The sequence below is a fragment of the Pacificoceanicola onchidii genome, assembly GCF_004804335.1.
Taxonomy (GTDB): Bacteria; Pseudomonadota; Alphaproteobacteria; order Rhodobacterales; family Rhodobacteraceae; genus Pacificoceanicola; species Pacificoceanicola onchidii.
This window is the reverse complement of sequence record NZ_SRXY01000009.1, coordinates 47,767-64,227: the sequence shown is the minus strand read 5'-3', so window position 1 is coordinate 64,227 and position 16,461 is coordinate 47,767. Positions and strand designations below refer to the sequence as shown.

At 62.5% G+C, this 16,461-nt stretch carries 18 protein-coding genes and 2 tRNA genes; 11 read left to right on the top strand and 9 right to left on the bottom strand.

The features are described from left to right. The first annotated feature begins 82 nt into the window (after positions 1 to 82). Positions 83 to 652 carry a peptidoglycan L,D-endopeptidase MepK gene (gene mepK, locus E4662_RS20700; RefSeq protein WP_136443542.1) on the top strand — a complete coding sequence of 190 codons (570 nt, stop codon included), beginning with the start codon at positions 83 to 85 and terminating at the stop codon, positions 650 to 652. A gap of 273 nt (positions 653 to 925) precedes the next feature. Here mepK and E4662_RS20695 read toward each other — a convergent pair. Both E4662_RS20695 and E4662_RS20690 read right to left on the bottom strand, forming a co-directional pair. After that, positions 926 to 1,002 (bottom strand) — tRNA-Asp (locus tag E4662_RS20695). 34 nt (positions 1,003 to 1,036) lie between these two features. Beyond that, positions 1,037 to 1,113, bottom strand: a tRNA-Asp gene (locus E4662_RS20690). Between the two features lie 247 nt (positions 1,114 to 1,360). Here E4662_RS20690 and E4662_RS20685 point away from each other — a divergent pair. From E4662_RS20685 to E4662_RS20650, 8 genes are all read left to right on the top strand, one after another. Continuing rightward, a complete protein-coding gene (locus E4662_RS20685) occupies positions 1,361 to 2,116 on the top strand; it encodes a polysaccharide deacetylase family protein (RefSeq protein ID WP_136443541.1) in 756 nt (251 codons plus the stop codon). Positions 2,117 to 2,238: 122 nt separating this feature from the next. After that, positions 2,239 to 3,705 carry a glycosyltransferase family 4 protein gene (locus E4662_RS20680; protein ID WP_136443540.1) on the top strand — a complete coding sequence of 489 codons (1,467 nt, stop codon included), beginning with the start codon at positions 2,239 to 2,241 and terminating at the stop codon, positions 3,703 to 3,705. A gap of 4 nt (positions 3,706 to 3,709) precedes the next feature. After that, on the top strand, positions 3,710 to 4,246 hold the full coding sequence (locus E4662_RS20675) for a hypothetical protein (RefSeq protein WP_136443539.1): 537 nt from the start codon (positions 3,710 to 3,712) through the stop codon (positions 4,244 to 4,246). Positions 4,247 to 4,339: 93 nt separating this feature from the next. Continuing rightward, a complete protein-coding gene (locus tag E4662_RS20670) occupies positions 4,340 to 4,702 on the top strand; it encodes an SUF system Fe-S cluster assembly protein (RefSeq protein ID WP_136443538.1) in 363 nt (120 codons plus the stop codon). A gap of 85 nt (positions 4,703 to 4,787) precedes the next feature. Next, positions 4,788 to 5,459 carry a MarR family transcriptional regulator gene (locus E4662_RS20665; protein ID WP_136443537.1) on the top strand — a complete coding sequence of 224 codons (672 nt, stop codon included), beginning with the start codon at positions 4,788 to 4,790 and terminating at the stop codon, positions 5,457 to 5,459. After that, positions 5,456 to 6,208: a DUF3307 domain-containing protein gene (locus E4662_RS20660; RefSeq protein WP_240705272.1), complete on the top strand. Its 753-nt coding sequence runs from the start codon at positions 5,456 to 5,458 to the stop codon at positions 6,206 to 6,208. Before E4662_RS20665 ends, E4662_RS20660 begins: the two co-directional genes overlap by 4 nt. A 28-nt stretch (positions 6,209 to 6,236) precedes the next feature. Continuing rightward, on the top strand, positions 6,237 to 6,614 hold the full coding sequence (locus E4662_RS20655; protein ID WP_136443536.1) for a HesB/IscA family protein: 378 nt from the start codon (positions 6,237 to 6,239) through the stop codon (positions 6,612 to 6,614). Then, positions 6,611 to 6,934 (top strand): TfoX/Sxy family protein, encoded by a 324-nt coding sequence (locus E4662_RS20650; protein WP_136443535.1) that lies wholly within the window; start codon positions 6,611 to 6,613, stop codon positions 6,932 to 6,934. The genes E4662_RS20655 and E4662_RS20650 overlap by 4 nt, the downstream gene beginning before the upstream one ends. A gap of 2 nt (positions 6,935 to 6,936) precedes the next feature. Here E4662_RS20650 and E4662_RS20645 read toward each other — a convergent pair whose 3' ends face one another. Beyond that, a complete protein-coding gene (locus E4662_RS20645; RefSeq protein WP_136443534.1) occupies positions 6,937 to 7,548 on the bottom strand; it encodes a glutathione S-transferase family protein in 612 nt (203 codons plus the stop codon). Between the two features lie 73 nt (positions 7,549 to 7,621). After that, positions 7,622 to 8,518 (bottom strand): isopenicillin N synthase family dioxygenase, encoded by an 897-nt coding sequence (locus E4662_RS20640; protein WP_136443533.1) that lies wholly within the window; start codon positions 8,516 to 8,518, stop codon positions 7,622 to 7,624. A 116-nt stretch (positions 8,519 to 8,634) separates the two neighbouring features. On the opposite strand from E4662_RS20640, the gene tpiA reads away from it, so the two are divergent. Continuing rightward, positions 8,635 to 9,381, top strand: coding sequence for a triose-phosphate isomerase (tpiA, locus tag E4662_RS20635; protein WP_136443532.1), 747 nt, complete (start codon positions 8,635 to 8,637; stop codon positions 9,379 to 9,381). A 112-nt stretch (positions 9,382 to 9,493) separates the two neighbouring features. On the opposite strand, the gene E4662_RS20630 is transcribed toward tpiA, so the two are convergent. The 3 genes from E4662_RS20630 to E4662_RS20620 form a co-directional block, all read right to left on the bottom strand. Next, the gene (locus E4662_RS20630; protein WP_136443531.1) at positions 9,494 to 10,936 is read right to left on the bottom strand and encodes a TRAP transporter large permease; all 1,443 of its coding nucleotides are present in this window, start codon (positions 10,934 to 10,936) and stop codon (positions 9,494 to 9,496) included. A 4-nt stretch (positions 10,937 to 10,940) separates the two neighbouring features. Then, positions 10,941 to 11,630, bottom strand: coding sequence for a TRAP transporter small permease (locus tag E4662_RS20625; protein ID WP_136443530.1), 690 nt, complete (start codon positions 11,628 to 11,630; stop codon positions 10,941 to 10,943). 169 nt (positions 11,631 to 11,799) lie between these two features. Beyond that, complete coding sequence (locus E4662_RS20620; protein ID WP_206080325.1) at positions 11,800 to 12,804, bottom strand: DctP family TRAP transporter solute-binding subunit; 1,005 nt, start codon at positions 12,802 to 12,804, stop codon at positions 11,800 to 11,802. 321 nt (positions 12,805 to 13,125) lie between these two features. Here E4662_RS20620 and E4662_RS20615 point away from each other — a divergent pair, with 321 nt between their 5' ends. Next, on the top strand, positions 13,126 to 13,407 hold the full coding sequence (locus E4662_RS20615; RefSeq protein WP_136443529.1) for an antibiotic biosynthesis monooxygenase family protein: 282 nt from the start codon (positions 13,126 to 13,128) through the stop codon (positions 13,405 to 13,407). A 4-nt stretch (positions 13,408 to 13,411) separates the two neighbouring features. Here the strand turns inward: E4662_RS20615 and E4662_RS20610 are convergent, their stop codons facing one another. Both E4662_RS20610 and E4662_RS20605 read right to left on the bottom strand, forming a co-directional pair. After that, on the bottom strand, positions 13,412 to 14,644 hold the full coding sequence (locus E4662_RS20610) for a sigma-54-dependent transcriptional regulator (protein ID WP_136443528.1): 1,233 nt from the start codon (positions 14,642 to 14,644) through the stop codon (positions 13,412 to 13,414). Positions 14,645 to 14,714: 70 nt separating this feature from the next. Further along, positions 14,715 to 16,451, bottom strand: coding sequence for a sensor histidine kinase (locus tag E4662_RS20605; protein ID WP_136443527.1), 1,737 nt, complete (start codon positions 16,449 to 16,451; stop codon positions 14,715 to 14,717). Positions 16,452 to 16,461: the final 10 nt, after the last annotated feature.

The following is a 16,461-nucleotide window of genomic DNA, read 5'->3' as shown; positions in this document are numbered from 1 at the left end:
GCATCTGGGGATAGATGGCAGGGCGCACAACGATGCGCATCATACAGTAGCAACCAGCGACCACGGGACAGGCGCTTTCAAAATGGCAGATATGACTTCCAGCAGCTTTACGCGGCGTGGCGTGCTTGGCGCATTTGCGGCCACCACCATCGCAGCAGCCCCCACCTTCTCCAATGCAGCAGGCTTCCTGCGCGGGTCCGGCGACATTCGCCGCATTCGCATGTTCTCCGGCCGCACCGGCGAGCGGATCGACATGATTTACTGGATCGAAGGGCATTACATTGCCGACGCGATCAAGGAAGTGAATTATTTCATGCGCGACTGGCGCACCAATGACGTCAAGAAAATCGATACGCGCACGATCGACATTCTTGCGGCGGCGCACAACCTGATGGATGTGACCGAGCCGTACATGCTGATTTCCGGCTACCGCAGCCCGAAAACCAACGCGATGCTTCGCTCGCGTTCCGGCGGCGTCGCGAAAAACTCGCGTCACCTGCGTGGGCAAGCGGCGGACCTGCGGCTTTCCTCGCGCTCCGTCAGTCAGATGGCCCGTGCGGCCCAATCCTGCAACGGCGGCGGCGTTGGCCGCTATACGAAGTCCAACTTCGTTCACATGGACTGCGGCCCGGTGCGCACCTGGGGACGGTAACTTTCCGGACCAGCACATCTTTTTGTCCCAAACTGCTGCGCCCCTTCCCTTGTCCCGGGATTGGGGCGTTTTGTCGTGTTGGAGCGGTGTATCCGATCCGGACAGGGACAGGCAGTCAGGAATTCCTCACTGCTGTGTGACAGCATAGCGGAATTCTGAACGAAAGGTTGCGTTTAACACCGCAAATTTTCGTTAGTTCATGTGCAGACCCGCGCGCGGCGGGCCACATCCACATGCCCTGACCGTGTTGTTCTTTTCGGGAGGGGGAGGAAGTGGCGCGGTTGACGGGGCTCGAACCCGCGACCCCCGGCGTGACAGGCCGGTACTCTAACCATCTGAGCTACAACCGCGCATTTCCTTCGGCGCTTCGTTTCGGGGCAGTGGTGGCGCGGTTGACGGGGCTCGAACCCGCGACCCCCGGCGTGACAGGCCGGTACTCTAACCATCTGAGCTACAACCGCTCACTGCCGCCGAAGCTGAGCGCCTCGGTGTGAGGGGCCTTTTATGTGCGGGGCTTTGGCGCGTCAAGCGCTTTCCAAGACGAAAAGTGAGGAAAATGAACCGCGGCTTTCTATTGGCGTGTCCGGCGAGACACGCATTGCGCGATCCGGCGGCACTTGCCGAAAATTTTCCTTGCGCATCAAGCCCCTGCTGCGCCTTCATGCTTCGGTCTGCTGTACTGTAAATCCTGCCACGGGGGTGGCCCATATGTTTGAACTGAACCGACGGACGTTTTTGTCCGCCAGCGGTGCTGCGCTTGCCTGTACGCATCCTTTCGAAGCCCTCGCCGCTCCGGTGATAGCCCTGCCAAAAGACGTCGCACAGCGCGACGCGGCTACGGTGATGGCCGTGCGCACGCCCTCGCCCGTTGTTGGCATGACGTTCGACGATGGCCCGCATCCAAAACTCACGCCGATTCTGCTCGACATGCTCAAGGCCCGCGGCCTGCGCGCCACGTTTTACCTGATCGGGAATCGCGTTGTTACATGGCCTGACATCGTGCGCCGCATTGCGGATGAAGGGCATGAGATCGGCAACCATAGCTGGACCCACCCGAATCTCGCCAGGTATTCGGACAAGAAAGTCCTGAGCGAGATCGACCGCACCTCTGATGCGATCTTCAAGGTTACGGGCCGCCCGCCCGTCACCTTCCGGCCGCCCTATGGCTCATTTACCAAGCGCCAGCGGCTGATGTTGTACGAGGCGCGCAACCTGCCAACGATTCTGTGGTCCGTCGATCCGCAGGACTGGCGCCGTCCCGGCGCCTCCGTGGTCGCCAAGCGCATCCTCAAAGGCTCTAAACCCGGCGCGATCATCCTCAGCCACGACATCCAAAGCGGCACAGTCAAGGCCATGCCGCAAACGCTGGACGGGCTGTCCGGGCGCGGGCTCAAGTTCGCCACGGTCAGCCAGATGATGGGCTGGCCGCTCTGGCAATCGCGCCGTTTCCGCCGCGCAGGTTGATAAGCAGGCTCCGGCCTGCTTCGGCAGGTTGAATAAGCGCCCGTACGCTTGACGCAAGGCAATGCCGGATTTACCAATATTAACCAAAGGTAAAGGAGGGGCAGCGCATTCTGGGGCAGGACTTGGGGCAGTCATTTCAGGCGCGGCGCAAAAGAATTCTGATCACACAGAGGGCGCTGGAGACCTATAGCGGAACGGAAATGTACACGGCGGAAATCGCCCGTGCGCTCAAAGCCCGTGGCCATGAGGTGGAGATCTTCTGCCCCCTGCCCGGCAAAATCGCCAATCTGATCACCCCAAGCGGCATCTCGGTCTGTGATCGGCTGAGCGATCTGCCCTTTGTGCCCGAAGTCATTCACGGTCATCACCATTTGCCGTTGATGGCCGCCCTCGCCCGGTTCGAGCACACCCCCGCCATTCATCTCTGGCACGGCACGCGCCCTTGGGTGGAGCGGGTGCCCGATCACCCCCGGATCAAACGCTACGTGGTGACCTCAGACCGCATGGCCCCGCGTCTTCGGGCGGAGTTTGGCATTGCCGAGGACCGCGTGCGCAGCCTGCCGAACTTTGTCGATACGGAGCGCTATTCGCATGTGCGCGAGGTGGCAAAAACACCAGGCCGGGCCGTGCTGTTCGGGCAAAGCGGGTTTTATCCGCATGAGCTTGAGATGCTGGAACAGGCCTGTGCGGACAATGGGCTTGCGCTCGACAAGGTTGGCTATGCCTATGGCAATCCGCGCCCGCGCCCGGAGTATTTCCTGCCCGATTACGACATTGCCTTTGCCGTCGGGCGCTCTGCGCTGGAGGCCATGGCGAGCGGCTGCGCCGTGATTCCCATCGTGCCGCAGCTTGCCGGGGCGCGAATCACCGAAGACAGCCTCGAGACATGGGCGGCCTCGAACTACAGCCCGCGCTATTTCACCGGGGCGGATCGGTTTGACAGCGCATGGATGGCGCAGCAGCTGCAAAGCTGGGATCCAGAGGATATCGCAGCCGTCACGCAGCAGGTGCGGCAGGACTTCACGCTGGAGCGGGCGATTGACCGGCTCGAGCGGCTTTATGAAGAAGCGGTGCAAGCGCCGTATGATGCGGGCAGCCAGGCTGCGTTCGCCAGTTACCTCGAATGGATGGCGCGGGAAGCGGATGGGCTTTGGGCACAGACCGCCACGGCGCAAAACGAGTTGGACAAGCTGCGGGCCGAGAATGCCCGGCTGAAGGCGCAAGACGTGCCGCCGGGACCGCTGCCCGATGCCATCGAGCCGGTGGCCAAGGCGCAACTGTCCCAATCCGCCCGCTCGGACGCGGCGCGGCGGGCGCGGATCGAAGCCTCCGGTCTGTTTGATCCGGGCTGGTATCGCAGAACCTATGAGGACGTGGCCGCAAGCGGTGTCGACCCGCTTGTCCATTATATGCAGATCGGCTGGAGCGAAGGCCGCAGCCCGTCCGCCTATTTTGACGGTCGGGCCTATCTGGACACCCATCCGGATCTGGAGGCGGAACAGATCACGCCGCTGGAACACTACCTGTCGCGCATCGACGCGCTGACAAACAGTCTGCGCGCCCCTGGTGCGCAGAGCACGGAGGCCTGAGGTGATGGACGGCGGTTTGATCCTCGAACGTCCGCCGATGGCCCCGTCCGGGGTCTGCGTGAGCCGGTTCGATGCAGCGCTGGAAGACTGGCTCAACGCGCATTACCGCTATTGGAACTGCGACGAATGCGTGGTTTTGCCGAAAGTTGCGGTGAACGCCATGCGCACCGTGGGCGGCTGGCGCCGGGGCGTGCGGGCCGCGGATCACCTGGTGCCGCCGGGCACGCCTGTGGCGACCTTCCTTGATCGCAAGGGCCGCGCGTCAGATCGCTGGGACGGCGGCGAAGGACTTGGCATTTCGGGCAATGGCACCACCCATTCGGGGGTTCTCGCGGGTTATCTTCTGGATGCCTGCGGCGGGGTGATCGGCCTGAAACTCTGGGAGCTGTATCCCGGCTGCGGGCGCGTGCGGCGGCGGATCTATCCGTTTGACGATACGCTGTTTGGCACGGCGAACGGGCGGAACTACTGCGTGATACTTGAAACGGATGGCAGGCTGCTGGGCGGGCGGGACAATCCGGCGTCCGGGATCCTGCCTTGAAACAGGTGGAACCATTGGTCGCGTGACGCCGGGCCTTTACCCCGGCTGCGCTTTTCCTATATGAAAACTCAGGAATACGCTGAGAGGACCACCATGACCGATGCAAGCCCGCCGATTGAAGGCACGCCGCTGATTGCGCCGTCGAGCACGGATCATCCGCTTTACGACCAGGTGGTCGAAGCCTGCCGCACGGTTTACGACCCTGAAATCCCGGTGAACATCTATGATCTTGGGCTGGTCTATACGCTTGAGATCAATGACGAGAACGAGGTGAAGGCAATCATGACCCTGACCGCGCCGGGCTGCCCGGTTGCAGGGGAAATGCCGGGATGGCTTTCGGACGCGATCGGGCCGGTGGCCGGGGTCAAAAGCGTCGAGGTCGAACTGACCTGGGAGCCCGCGTGGGGTATGGACATGATGTCCGACGAAGCACGGCTGGAACTCGGCTTCATGTGATCTCTATGCAAGCCTTTGGGCTTGCTTTGATCATTAGCAAGTCAAAAGGCTTGCTTTGACGCGGTGCAAGCCTTACGGCTTGCACATGGCAGATTGGACAAATCTCACTTTCGCAGCGGTCCTGACCGGCGATCTTGTTTCCTCGCGCAAGCAAGACAGTGCAATGGTGGACCGCGCCATGACTGTGCTGCACGGCGCCGTCGCCGAGTTTGCCGAAGACTATGCCCTGCCGCCCGATGCCTTTGTCTTTGACCGCTATCGCGGCGACGGATGGCAGGTTTTTCTGCCCGAGGGAGACATGGCCCTGCGCGCCGCCCTGCGCCTGATCGCAACCTTGACCAAACACCCGGACCTGCCCCTCTCGACCCGTATCGGCGTGGGCCTTGGCGCAGCACAGCTTCCCGGATCGCGTGATCTTGGCGCGGCGCGTGGCGAAGCCTTTACAGAGGCTGGCGACGTGTTGGATGGAATGGACCGGCACCAAAGGCTGGCATTCCCTGACAGGATCGGCCCGTCTTTGCAGGCCATCGCCGGATTGCTGGACTGGCAATCGCAGAACTGGACCCCTGCCCAGGCCGCGGCGCTTTTCGAAGCACTGCGCAACCAAAGCCCGACACAGGAAGAGATCGCCACGCAGTTCGGCGTGAGCCGTCAGGCCGTGCAAATCCGGTTGTCGAAGGCCGGGGCAAAGGCCATTCTGGAGGCCATCGAGGCTTATGAGAGCCAGATACAGGAGACCTGGGAGCGCCGCGCATGACCTTGATGGACCTTGTTCCACCGCTCAGCGCTCCGGCGCTTCAGGTCTTTACGGCTTTGCTGCTCGCCCATGTTCTGGCGGATTTTCTGTTTCAAACCAAGAAGATGGTGGCGCACAAGGGCAATGTGCTTGTGCTCGGCCTGCATGTTCTGATCGTCTTTGCCTTGTCAACGCTCGCGCTGGGCGGGGTCTGGCAGGTGGCGGCCATGGTAGCGGCGGCGCATTTCGTCATCGACATGATCAAGGTGATCTGGCGCGCCACCGGACAGGGCGACGGGCTGGCACCGTTTCTCTTGGATCAGGCGGCGCATCTGGTCAGCCTTCTGGCCGCCGCGCTGCTCTGGCCCGGCGCCATGGCGCTGGGCTGGTGGGACAACGATGCTGTCCATCTGGTCGCCCCTGCCCTGCTCGCCTCCGGCCTGATCCTGACTGTGATCGCGGGCGGCATGGCGGTGGGCCTTTTGACCGCCCGCTACCAGGGCGAGATCAGCGACGACAGCCTGCCCGACGCGGGCCGCCTGATCGGCCAGCTGGAGCGGTTCATCATCTTCGTGCTGGTGATGATCGGCGAGCCTGCGGGCATCGGTTTTCTGATCGCCGCCAAATCCGTTCTGCGCTTTGACACCGCGTCACAGGGACAAAAGGCCAGCGAATATGTCATCATTGGCACGCTGGCATCCTTTTCCTGGGCGCTGGTGATGGCCTATGGCACGCAGGCCCTTCTTGAGATTGCCGCACAGGCGTCCTAGATAGGCTGTAGAGCAAAAGAGGTATCCCATGTTCAGCATTCCCGGCAAACAGGCGGTCACAATAACACCCCCCGCCGTGAAACAGATTCGCAAACTGATGGATCGTGACGGCCGCCATGGCCTGCGCATCGGCATCAAGAAAGGCGGCTGCGCGGGCATGGAATACACCATGGATTATGTCGATTCTGCTGATCCGAACGACGAGGTGGTCGAACAGGACGGCGCGCGGGTGATGATTGCCCCAATGGCGCAGATGTTCCTGTTTGGCACGGAAATCGACTACGAGACCAGCCTGCTGGAATCCGCCTTCAAGTTCCGCAATCCGAACGTGACAGATGCCTGTGGCTGCGGCGAGTCGATCAAATTCAAGGACGTGGAAGAGCTGTCTGCCGAGCGCGAACAGTGAGCCTCTCGGACGAAGAGATCGCCTTTGCCCGCGATCTTTTCGCCGGTCTTGGAGAGATCAGCACCCGGAAAATGTTTGGCGGGCTGGGGATATACCACGGCGGCACGATCTTTGCCGTGATGCTGGCCGAAGGGGATATCCTGATCAAGGGCGCCGGGGATTTCATCGACCGGCTGGAAGAGATGGGCTGCGCGCGCTGGCGTTACACGCGCAAGGACGGCTCCGGCGCGGCCATGCCCTATTGGTCCCTGCCCGGCGCGGCGCTCGATGATCCCGAAGAAGCGGTGGCGCTCGCCCGCGAGGCTTTGCGCCACCTGTAGGATCACACCTCGGCCATAGCCTCGGCCTCAAACGCGCCAACAGCCGCGAAAGACGGATGCGCCTGACACCGCGCAATCCATCCGGTGATCGCAGCACTGTCCGGAGCCAGCCCCGGCACCCAGGCAAAGATCGATCCGACGAGAATATCCACCGCCGTGAACCGCGCGCCCATCAGGTAGTCCCCGGACGCCAGAGCCGTCTCCAGCTCTGCCATCACTTCGTCCCAACCCCGGAAATTAGACTGAATCGCCGGGTGCTCGATCCCCGACAGCTTGGCCACCAGAACCGGCTCCACCACGTTGCCGTACCACGTCATCCATCCAAGATAGGCCCCATGCTCCGGCGTGCCCGGCGCAGGCGCGAGCCCCGCTTCGGGGAACAGCGTGGTCAGATGGATCATGATCGCGTTGCTTTCGCGGATCGCCTGCCCGTCATGCTCCAGAAGCGGCACCTTGCCATCGGGATGCGGGTTCGCCGGGTCGCGCCCGCCGGAGCCGTCCGCCCGGACAACCGAAACCTGGCGAATGTCGACCTTGTCGCGCACGCCAAGCGCTTCGATCAATTGAACAATCCGCGTCGCGCGGCTTTGCGGGGCGTAATAGAGGGTGAGCATGTGCAGTATCCTTGTAAGCTGTGTCTCACGCCCGGATCTACACCGCCCTGCTGTCAGTTCCTGTCAGGACGGATCACCCGGCCTTCTGCAAATGCAGATAGGTTTCCTTGAACCGTTTCTCCATGTGCTCCCCGGCGCGGATGATCTCATCCGACCCTTTCGGCGCAACATTGGTCTCATGGTTCGGGTTGAAGAACAGCGGCACGGAAATGCGCTCTTCGGCGGTGCCCTTCACCCGGTGCAGCGTGGCCTTGACGCGGCCTTCCGTCCACATCTCCAGCATCTCACCGAAGTTGATCACAAAATCGCCGGGGCGCGCCTCAACAGATATCCAGTTGCCATCCCGGCCCTGCACCTCAAGCCCCGGCACACCGTCGGTGCCAAGCAAGGTCAGGCAGCCGTAATCGGTGTGGGCCGCGATGCCGAAATCCTTCTCTCCGGCCCAATCCGGGCGCGGCGGGTAATAATTGCCCCGCAAAAGCGCCATGGGCCGGTCGAACTTGTTATCAAAGTAATCGCGGTCTTCGCCGATCGCCTCGGCGATGCCGCGCAGAAGCGTCATGGCCACGGTGCGCGCATCGGCATAATAGGCCTCGACCACCTCGCAAAAACCCGCGGGTGCGGCGGGCCAAAGGTTGGAAGCGTAGACCGACAGCCCGGTCTCAGGCGCTTCGAACCCGCAGTCAAAGACCTGCTTGTAATCGGGATTGGCCTCGGGATCGACCTGCTCGGATCCGGACGCCCCCCAGCCCCGGTTCGATCCGGTGCGTGCCATGTCCACTTGTGCCTTTTCCTCGGTCGACAGTGCGAAAAAGGCCCGATAAGCCGCCAGCACAAAGCGCATGCGCGCCGCACCAATGGCCGTGTTGTGCACGGTCAGAAAGCCGATCTCCTCGGCACCGCGACGCAGGGCCGCCAGCGTCTCCGGGTCTCTGTTTTCGATCTTTTGCGCGTCCAACCTCGGGATCATGGCTACCCCTCCCTCTCAATCGCCTTTCCCATGTCATCTCGCAGCCTCTGGCGCAAGCGCCCTTGACGCCGCGCGCTGCCCCGCGATGATGGCGCAAAGTCAATTTGGAGACCTCGATGCGCAGCAAACTCGCCGCAGGCAACTGGAAAATGAACGGAACACGGGCCGCCTTGGACGAACTCGGCGCCATGGCCGAGGCCGCAGGGGGCGCCGCAGAAGTGCTGATCTGCCCGCCCGCCACTTTGGTCGCGGAAGCCGCCACCAAGGCAGACGGCGTGATGATCGGCGGGCAGGATTGCCACGCAGAGGCCAAGGGCGCGCATACAGGCGATATTGCCGCAGACATGCTCAAAGACGCAGGCGCAAGCCATGTCATCCTCGGCCACTCCGAACGCCGCGAAGATCACGGTGAAAGCGACGAAGACGTGCGCGCAAAATGCCGCGCGGCCTGGGATGCGGGTCTGGTTGCGGTGCTCTGCTGCGGCGAGAGCCTCGCCCAACGTGAGGCACAGAACACGCTCGACATCATCGGCGGACAACTGGCCGGCTCGATCCCGGATGGGGCCACCGGCCACAACCTCGTCGTCGCCTATGAGCCGATCTGGGCCATCGGCACCGGCAAGGTCCCGACAACGGACCAGATCGGCGACGTGCACGATTTCATCCGCGCCCGCCTCGAGCGCCGCTTCGGCGAAGGTGTCGGCCGCTCGGTGCGCATCCTCTACGGCGGCTCCGTCAAACCCTCCAATGCGGCCGAGATCTTCGCCGTCTCCAACGTCGACGGCGCGCTGGTCGGCGGCGCGTCCCTCAAGGCCACGGATTTCGTGCCCATCATCGACGCGCTCAACGCCAGCGCTGAATAACCCCGCTCCCGGCTTCTTCTCTGCCAAATATCCCCGCCGGAGGCATCGGCAGAAAACACAAAAGGCGGCGCTTGTTCAAAGCGCCGCCTTTCTTGTTTGTCGCACCAGGACCTTACTCGGTGGTCGCCCCCATGGTCGCCTTGCAGTAGGCCAGTTCCAGCGGCTCCGACGGCAATGTACCTGTACAGCGGACCTGAGGTCCCATCACCGCGTTTGGCAGCACCGTCGAGATCTTGGGAATGTAGGTCACCATGATCAGGAAGACGAAGAGCACGGCGAGGAATGGCAGGGCCGCGCGGACAACCCGCATCATCGGCATCCCGGCAACCCCCGAGGTCACAAAGAGGTTGAGACCAACCGGCGGTGTGATCATGCCAATCTCCATGTTCACCACCATAATGATGCCAAGGTGGATCGGGTCGATCCCTAGCTGCAGCGCGATCGGGAAGACCAGCGGTGCAACGATCACCAGAAGACCCGAGGGTTCCATGAACTGACCACCGATCAGCAGGATCACGTTCACGATGATCAGGAACATGATCGGACCAAAACCCGCATCCAGCATGGCAGAAGCGATCTGCTGCGGGATCTGCTCATCGGTCAGCACGTGCTTGAGGATCAGCGCGTTGGCGATGATGAACATCAACGTGACGGTCAGTTTACCGGCCTCAAACAGCGTGTTCTTCGTGTCCTTGTGAAAGAAGACGGTGATCAGCGCGATCGGTTTGCGCAAGAGAGACAGGTTCTCCCCACCCTCCTTGTTCGCCAGCGGCCCCATGTCGCGATAGATGAAGTTCGCAATGAAGAAAGCATAGACGGCAGCCACGGCGGCGGCTTCGGTCGGGGTAAAGAACCCGAGGTAGATGCCCCCAAGGATGATGCCGATCAGCAGAAGGCCCCAGACAGCCTCACCCCCCGATTGTGCGACCTCGCCCCAGCCCTGCCACTCGCCTTTCGGCAGGTTGCGCATCTTGGCGATGACGTAGATCGTGATCATCAGCATGGTCCCGGCCATGAGGCCCGGAATGACACCCGCAAGGAACATGCGGCCCACAGAGACATCCGTCGCGGAGGCGTAGACCACCATCACGATGGACGGCGGGATCAGGATGCCCAGCGTGCCCGCGTTGGCGATGACACCGGCGGCGAAGTCCTTGGAATACCCCACCTGGCGCATCCCGGCGATCACGATGGAGCCGATGGCCACAACGGTTGCAGGGGACGAGCCGGAGAGCGCGGCGAAGAGCATACAGGCAAAGACACCCGCAATCGCCAGACCACCCGGCAGGTGCCCCACGATGGCGATGGAGAAGCGGATGATCCGCTGCGCCACACCGCCCGTCGACATGAACGAAGAGGCAAGGATGAAGAAAGGAATGGCAAGCAGCGTGTAGTGCCCGGCCATCGCCTGGAAGAAGCTTTGTGCAACAGAGCTGAGCGAGGTATCGGACAGCACCAGCAAAAAGACGATGGATGAGAAGCCAAGGCTGACCGCGATCGGAACACCGATCAACATCAGGCCGATGACCATACCAAAGAGGATGACAACGTCCATTCTCTTAGTCCTCCTTGTTCAGATGTGCGACGTTATCGACGTCGTCTTCGGCTTCGTGGCTGACGATCAGGCTCTCATCGACCCCGGTCCAGATGCGAATGGTCGCCTGGATGAACCGGATGAGAAGCAGAAGCGCGCCAAAAGGCAGAATGAAATAGGGGATGAAACGCGGGATCTTCTCGTAAGCGTCGCCGTAGTTCATCAAAGGCTCGATAAAGCGCAGGATCTCCGGGATCGGGATGTCGTTCACTTCGTACCAAGAGCGGTAGGAGGTGCGCTTCATCTCTTCAAACCCCGTCGGGAACCAGCGCCCGGTGGTCTGCGGCAGGTTGGCGAAATTCGCCCAGTAGTCCCACGCGCCTTTCAGCAAGAGCGCGGCGTAGATCACGCAGACCGCAGCGGCGATCAGACCCATGATGCGGCGCGCGCGCGGCGAGACCACGTTCAGGACCGCATCAACGCCGAGGTTGGCGGTGGTCTTGACCGCGTAGCTCACACCGAACAGCACAAGCCAGGCAAACAGGAAGGACGTGGCTTCCAGCCCCCAGATCAGGCCCGAGTTGAAGCCGTAGCGCAGGACGACGTTGACAAAAGTGATGAGAGTCATCGCGCCAAGGATCAGGGCGATGAAGGTTTCCTCAAGCTCGGAGACGAAGGCCCCGATCATACTCTCTTTATGGTGATGAGATGACATGTCCCTTCCCCCGAGTTATGCCGAACGACAGGCTCCGGAGCATCCCCGGCCGGTCAGTGCGGACAAAAGTTTTCGAAAAACTTTTGCAAAATTCTTGCGAAGAATTTTGCGCGGCGCTGTTGCCGCGGGTGGTCCGCCCCGGCGGGGGCGGACCTGTGATCCAGGCGGATCAGAAGTTGGCGTTGATGCCCTGTGCGGCGTCGATGTTTTCCTGACCGACGTCACCCACGAACTGGCCCCAGACCGGCTTCATGGCTTCAACCCAGGCTGCGCGCTGCTCTGCGTTCAGCTCACGCACCATGCCGCCAGCGTCGATGATCGCGGCCTTGGCTTCCTGGTTCACCTTGTAGCTCTCGGCGTTGCGAACCGCAGTCACGTCCGCGACAATGGCCGCCAGCTGGTCACGCACGTCGGCGTCAAGGCTGTCCCACCAGTCAGCGGAGGTCACGAGCATGTAGTCGATAATGCCGTGGTTGGTTTCGGTGATCCCGTCCTGCACCTCGAAGAACTTCTTGCCGTAGATGTTGGACCAGGTGTTTTCCTGACCGTCCACAACGCCGGTCTGCAGCGCGCCGTAGACTTCGGAGAAGGCCATCGGCTGCGGAGAGCCACCCAGAGCCGCCATCTGCGCCTTGAGCACTTCGGAGTTCTGCACGCGGAACTTCAGGCCCGCTGCATCGGACGGCAGGTTCAGCGCCTTGTTGGCAGACATCTGCTTCATGCCGTTGTGCCAGAACGCGAGGCCAAGCAGGCCGCGGCGCACCATGGATTCCTTCATCGCCTGACCGGTGTCAGAGTTCTGGAAGGCGTCAACCGCTTCGATGTTCTTGAACATGAACGGCAGGTCGAAGATGCGGAACTGCTTGGTGAACTGCTCGAACTTCGACAGCGACGGCGCGGCCATCTGCACGTCGCCGTTCAGCATCGCTTCGAGGACCTGGTCATCGTTGTAGAGCGTGGAGTTCGGGAAGACTTCCATGCAAGCCTTGCCATTCATCTCTTCGTTCACGCGCTCCTGCAGAAGCGAAGCCGCGATGCCCTTCGGGTGGCGGTCGGTGTTGGTCACGTGGCTGAGCTTGATGACGATCTCGCCATCGTCACAGGCCGCCATAGCACCGGTTGCGCCGGTCATGGTCAGCGCGGCAACCGCCGCGGACATGAGAAACTTTTTCATGAGTATCCTCCCGGGAATACATGTTTGTGTGTCGTGGCACCCCTCCTCGGGCACCCGTACCGTCACAAGACCGTGAGCCGCCAAATCGTGCAAGGCCGCTCCAAATATTTTGCAAACACCCTCTTGAATGTTCTTTTTTTCAGCAGGTTACGCCTGTTTTCTTTCTGTTCAGAGTTTTTTGCGTGCGGCCTCTGTGCGAAATCCCGCACAACGCCCGACTGGACTTGTGCGGAAATCCGCACAGCTTCGACTCACTGTTGAAACTTCTACGCCAGATCGGGCAAGCTTTGCGGGCCTTGAAGTTCGAAACGGAGGCTACCCGTGTTCACCCGCGTTTACCGTGTTCAGATCAAACCCGCGCTCCGTGCCGAGTTCGAACCGCTGTTCCGGACCGTCGCCCGCGCCTCTGTCGAGACCGCGCCGGGCTGTGTTCAGGTGATCCTCGGCGAGGCAACACCGCAGGCCCCCGATGAATACGCGATGATTTCCGTCTGGGAGAGCCGTGCGGCGCTGGCGGATTTTGCCGGGCCGGACTGGTCCGTGCCGCATATCCCGGATGGGATGGAGCGCTTTGTCGAGACCTGCTGGCTGCACCACTATTAGAGCGCTACCCCTCGCGCCGGAACGCCTCGGGCTTGAGATCGTATTTCGCCAGCTTGTCATAGAAGGTCTTGCGCGGCAGCTTCAGCGCCTTGGCGGCTTCCGAGGCCTTGCCATTGTGCCGCCCCAGCGCCGAGGCCAGCAGCATCTTTTCGACCTGCGCCATCTGTTCGGCCAGCCCCAGATCGCGCGTCTTCGACAGATCCTCCGGCATGCCCAGCACAAAGCGCATGGCTGCGGACATGAGCGAGCGGGCGTTGCCTGGCCAGCGCTGTGCCATGAGACCGGCCATGTGATCGGGGGTCACAAGCGGCGGTTCAATGCCCGCCTGTTCCGCCGCCTGAGAGACGTAGTGATTGAACAGAACCGGGATATCCTCGGGGCGCTCATCCAGCATCGGAATACGCACCCGGCACACTTCGAGCCGGTAATAGAGATCCGCGCTAAAACTGCCCGCTGCCACACGCCCGGCCAAATCCTCGGTAGAGCCACCAATCAGCACAGCCCCGCCCTGCTCCATCAGATCCAGAAGCGCCAGTTGCACATCGTCAGACGCCCCGCCGATCTCATCGAGAAAGAGCGTGCCGCCCTGGCTGGCCTGCCAGACCTGCGCCAGCCCGTCGCGTGTCAGCCCCGAGGCCGCGCGTTTTTCGAACGGCGCCTTGGCCCGGGCGCTGCTCAGATGGATGACCTCGGCCACCTTGGACACGCCGGAACCCGGACCGCCGCCGATCAGAACATCGGTCCCGGCGCGGGCGGCGGCGCGCACGCGGGCGCGCATGTCTTCGGACGCCGCCGAGGCCCCGAACAGCATCCGCGCCGCCGGATCGCCCCGTTCCCGGGCCACGCGCAAGGCGCGGTCTTCGAGCACAAGCGCACGCGCCGCCATGGCGCGGGTGATGATCGCGGTCAACTCCGCCGCAGAACAGGGTTTTTCGAGAAAGCCAAAGGCCCCTTCCCCCATGGCGCGCACCGCCATCGGGATATCACCTTCCCCGGTTAGGAGGATCACCGGCAGATCCGCATCCTGCTCCTGCGCATAGCCCAGAAGGTGAAAGCCGTCGCGTCCGGGCATCCGCACATCGGACAGGATCACCCCGTCAAACCCATCGGTGATATGATCCTTCGCCTCGACAAAAGACCCTGCAGTCAACGCATCGAAATCCGCCAGATCCAAGGTCTGCCCCAGCGCCTCGCGCACCTCTGCATCATCGTCCACCACGAGCACCCGCCGGGTCATGATGCACCTCCCTTGGCGGGATGGCGGGCGGGGCGATGTTCGCTTTGCGGACGAGCGTCGTGCGTCATTCTCATGCGGCGGCCTCCTCGCGCCAATACTCCAGTTCCACGGTAAACAACGCCCCGTGTTCCGTGTTGGTGCCGCGGATGTTGCCGCCGAAGCTTTGCACCAAACCATAGGAAATGGACAGGCCCAGCCCCATGCCGCCGCCCACTTCCTTGGTCGAGTAAAACGGCTCAAAGACCTTTTCGGGATCGGCGATCCCCGGTCCGCTGTCCTGCACCAGAACGCGCAGCTCTGCGTCCGCATCCAGCCGGATCACGATCTGCTTGTCCGGCTGCCCGGCCATGGCATCGGCGGCATTGTTGATCAGATTGACAAACACCTGCCCCAGCCGCACCTCGCCGCCAAGCGCATAGACCGGCCCTTCCGGCCTTTGCCAATCGAGCGTCACCCCATCGCCGCGCAACCGCGCTTCGGTCAGCTCTACCGCCGTGTCGATCACCGCGATCAGGTCAACGCGTCCCATCGGTTCGCTCTCATTGCGGGCAAAGGCGCGCAGGTTCTTGATGATCCGCGCCGCGCGCCCGGCCAAATCGCCGATCCGGCCAAGATTGGCCCCGGCCTTTTCGGGCTTGCCCCGAGCAAGAAACGCCTCGCCGTTCTCCGCATACTGCTGGATCGCCATCAAGGGCTGGTTCAACTCGTGGCTGATCCCCGCCGACATCTGCCCCAGCGCGCTGAGCTTGCCCGCCTGCACCAGCTCGTCCTGCGCCCGTTTCAGGGCCGCTTCCGCCTCAAGCCGTTCCGAGACCTCGCGGCGCAGCTGTGTGTTGGCTTCGGTCAGGTCTTCTGTGCGCGCATGCACGCGCGCCTCCAGTTCCACGTTCGCCTCCGCCAGAGCCCGCCGCCGCGCCGTCGCCCAGGACAAAAGCGCGCCGAAAAACAGGCAAAGCGCCGCCGCCGCCGCCGCCTGGAGGTTGGCGATACTCCGTGCGGGCGCGGTGTCGAGCAACACTTCGCCGGTCATGTCGATGACCGGGATCGCCTTTTCGAGGTGCAGCGCAACCGTCGGCACATAAGGGCTCAGCGATTGCTGCCAAATCTCAACACCGAACATCTGCTGCGAGGTGATGAGCCGGGGCAGACCGGCGGGTGGGGCCATCCCGCGCTCCGTACGCCGCCAGCCGAGCAATTCGGAGCGGTTGGTCAGGAAAATCCGCGCGTCGCCATCGCGGAAAAACACCGCCGGGTTGGAGCCGCCCCAGTCTTCCTCCAGATCGTCGATGTCCACCGCGACGATCAGCACACCCTGCACGCTGCCATCGGTGGCAAAAGATGGCGCGGCATAGACGTAGGTCCGCTGGCCAAACCCGAGATCCCAGCCGTAGGCGCTGCCAAGCGCGCCATGCAGCGCGCGCTCGAAATAGCGGCTTTGCGCAAGTCCCGCCGGCGCTTCGCCAAAGGCCGAAGCCAGCACAACGCCATCCGTGTCGAGATAGATCGCCGTCAGCGCCCCGGTCTTGTCCGTTGTCTCCAGCAACAGGCGGTCCGCCCGCGCCCGGTCGCCTCCGGTGTGCAGCGCCGCGAGGCCCGGATGCCCGGACATCAGAACCGCTGCCATCTGGTAGCGTTGCAGCTCTGTCACCAGCCGATCCGAAGCCAGCGCCAGATCGGATTCCGCCCGCCCGGCCACCTGGCTCAGAGCCTGGCCATAGCCATAGCTCCACACACCCCAGCAAAGCCCCGCCGCCGCCCCAAGAGACAGCAAAGCGACCGCCCCGCGTTTGATCGGATTGTTCAACATGCTGCTTTTG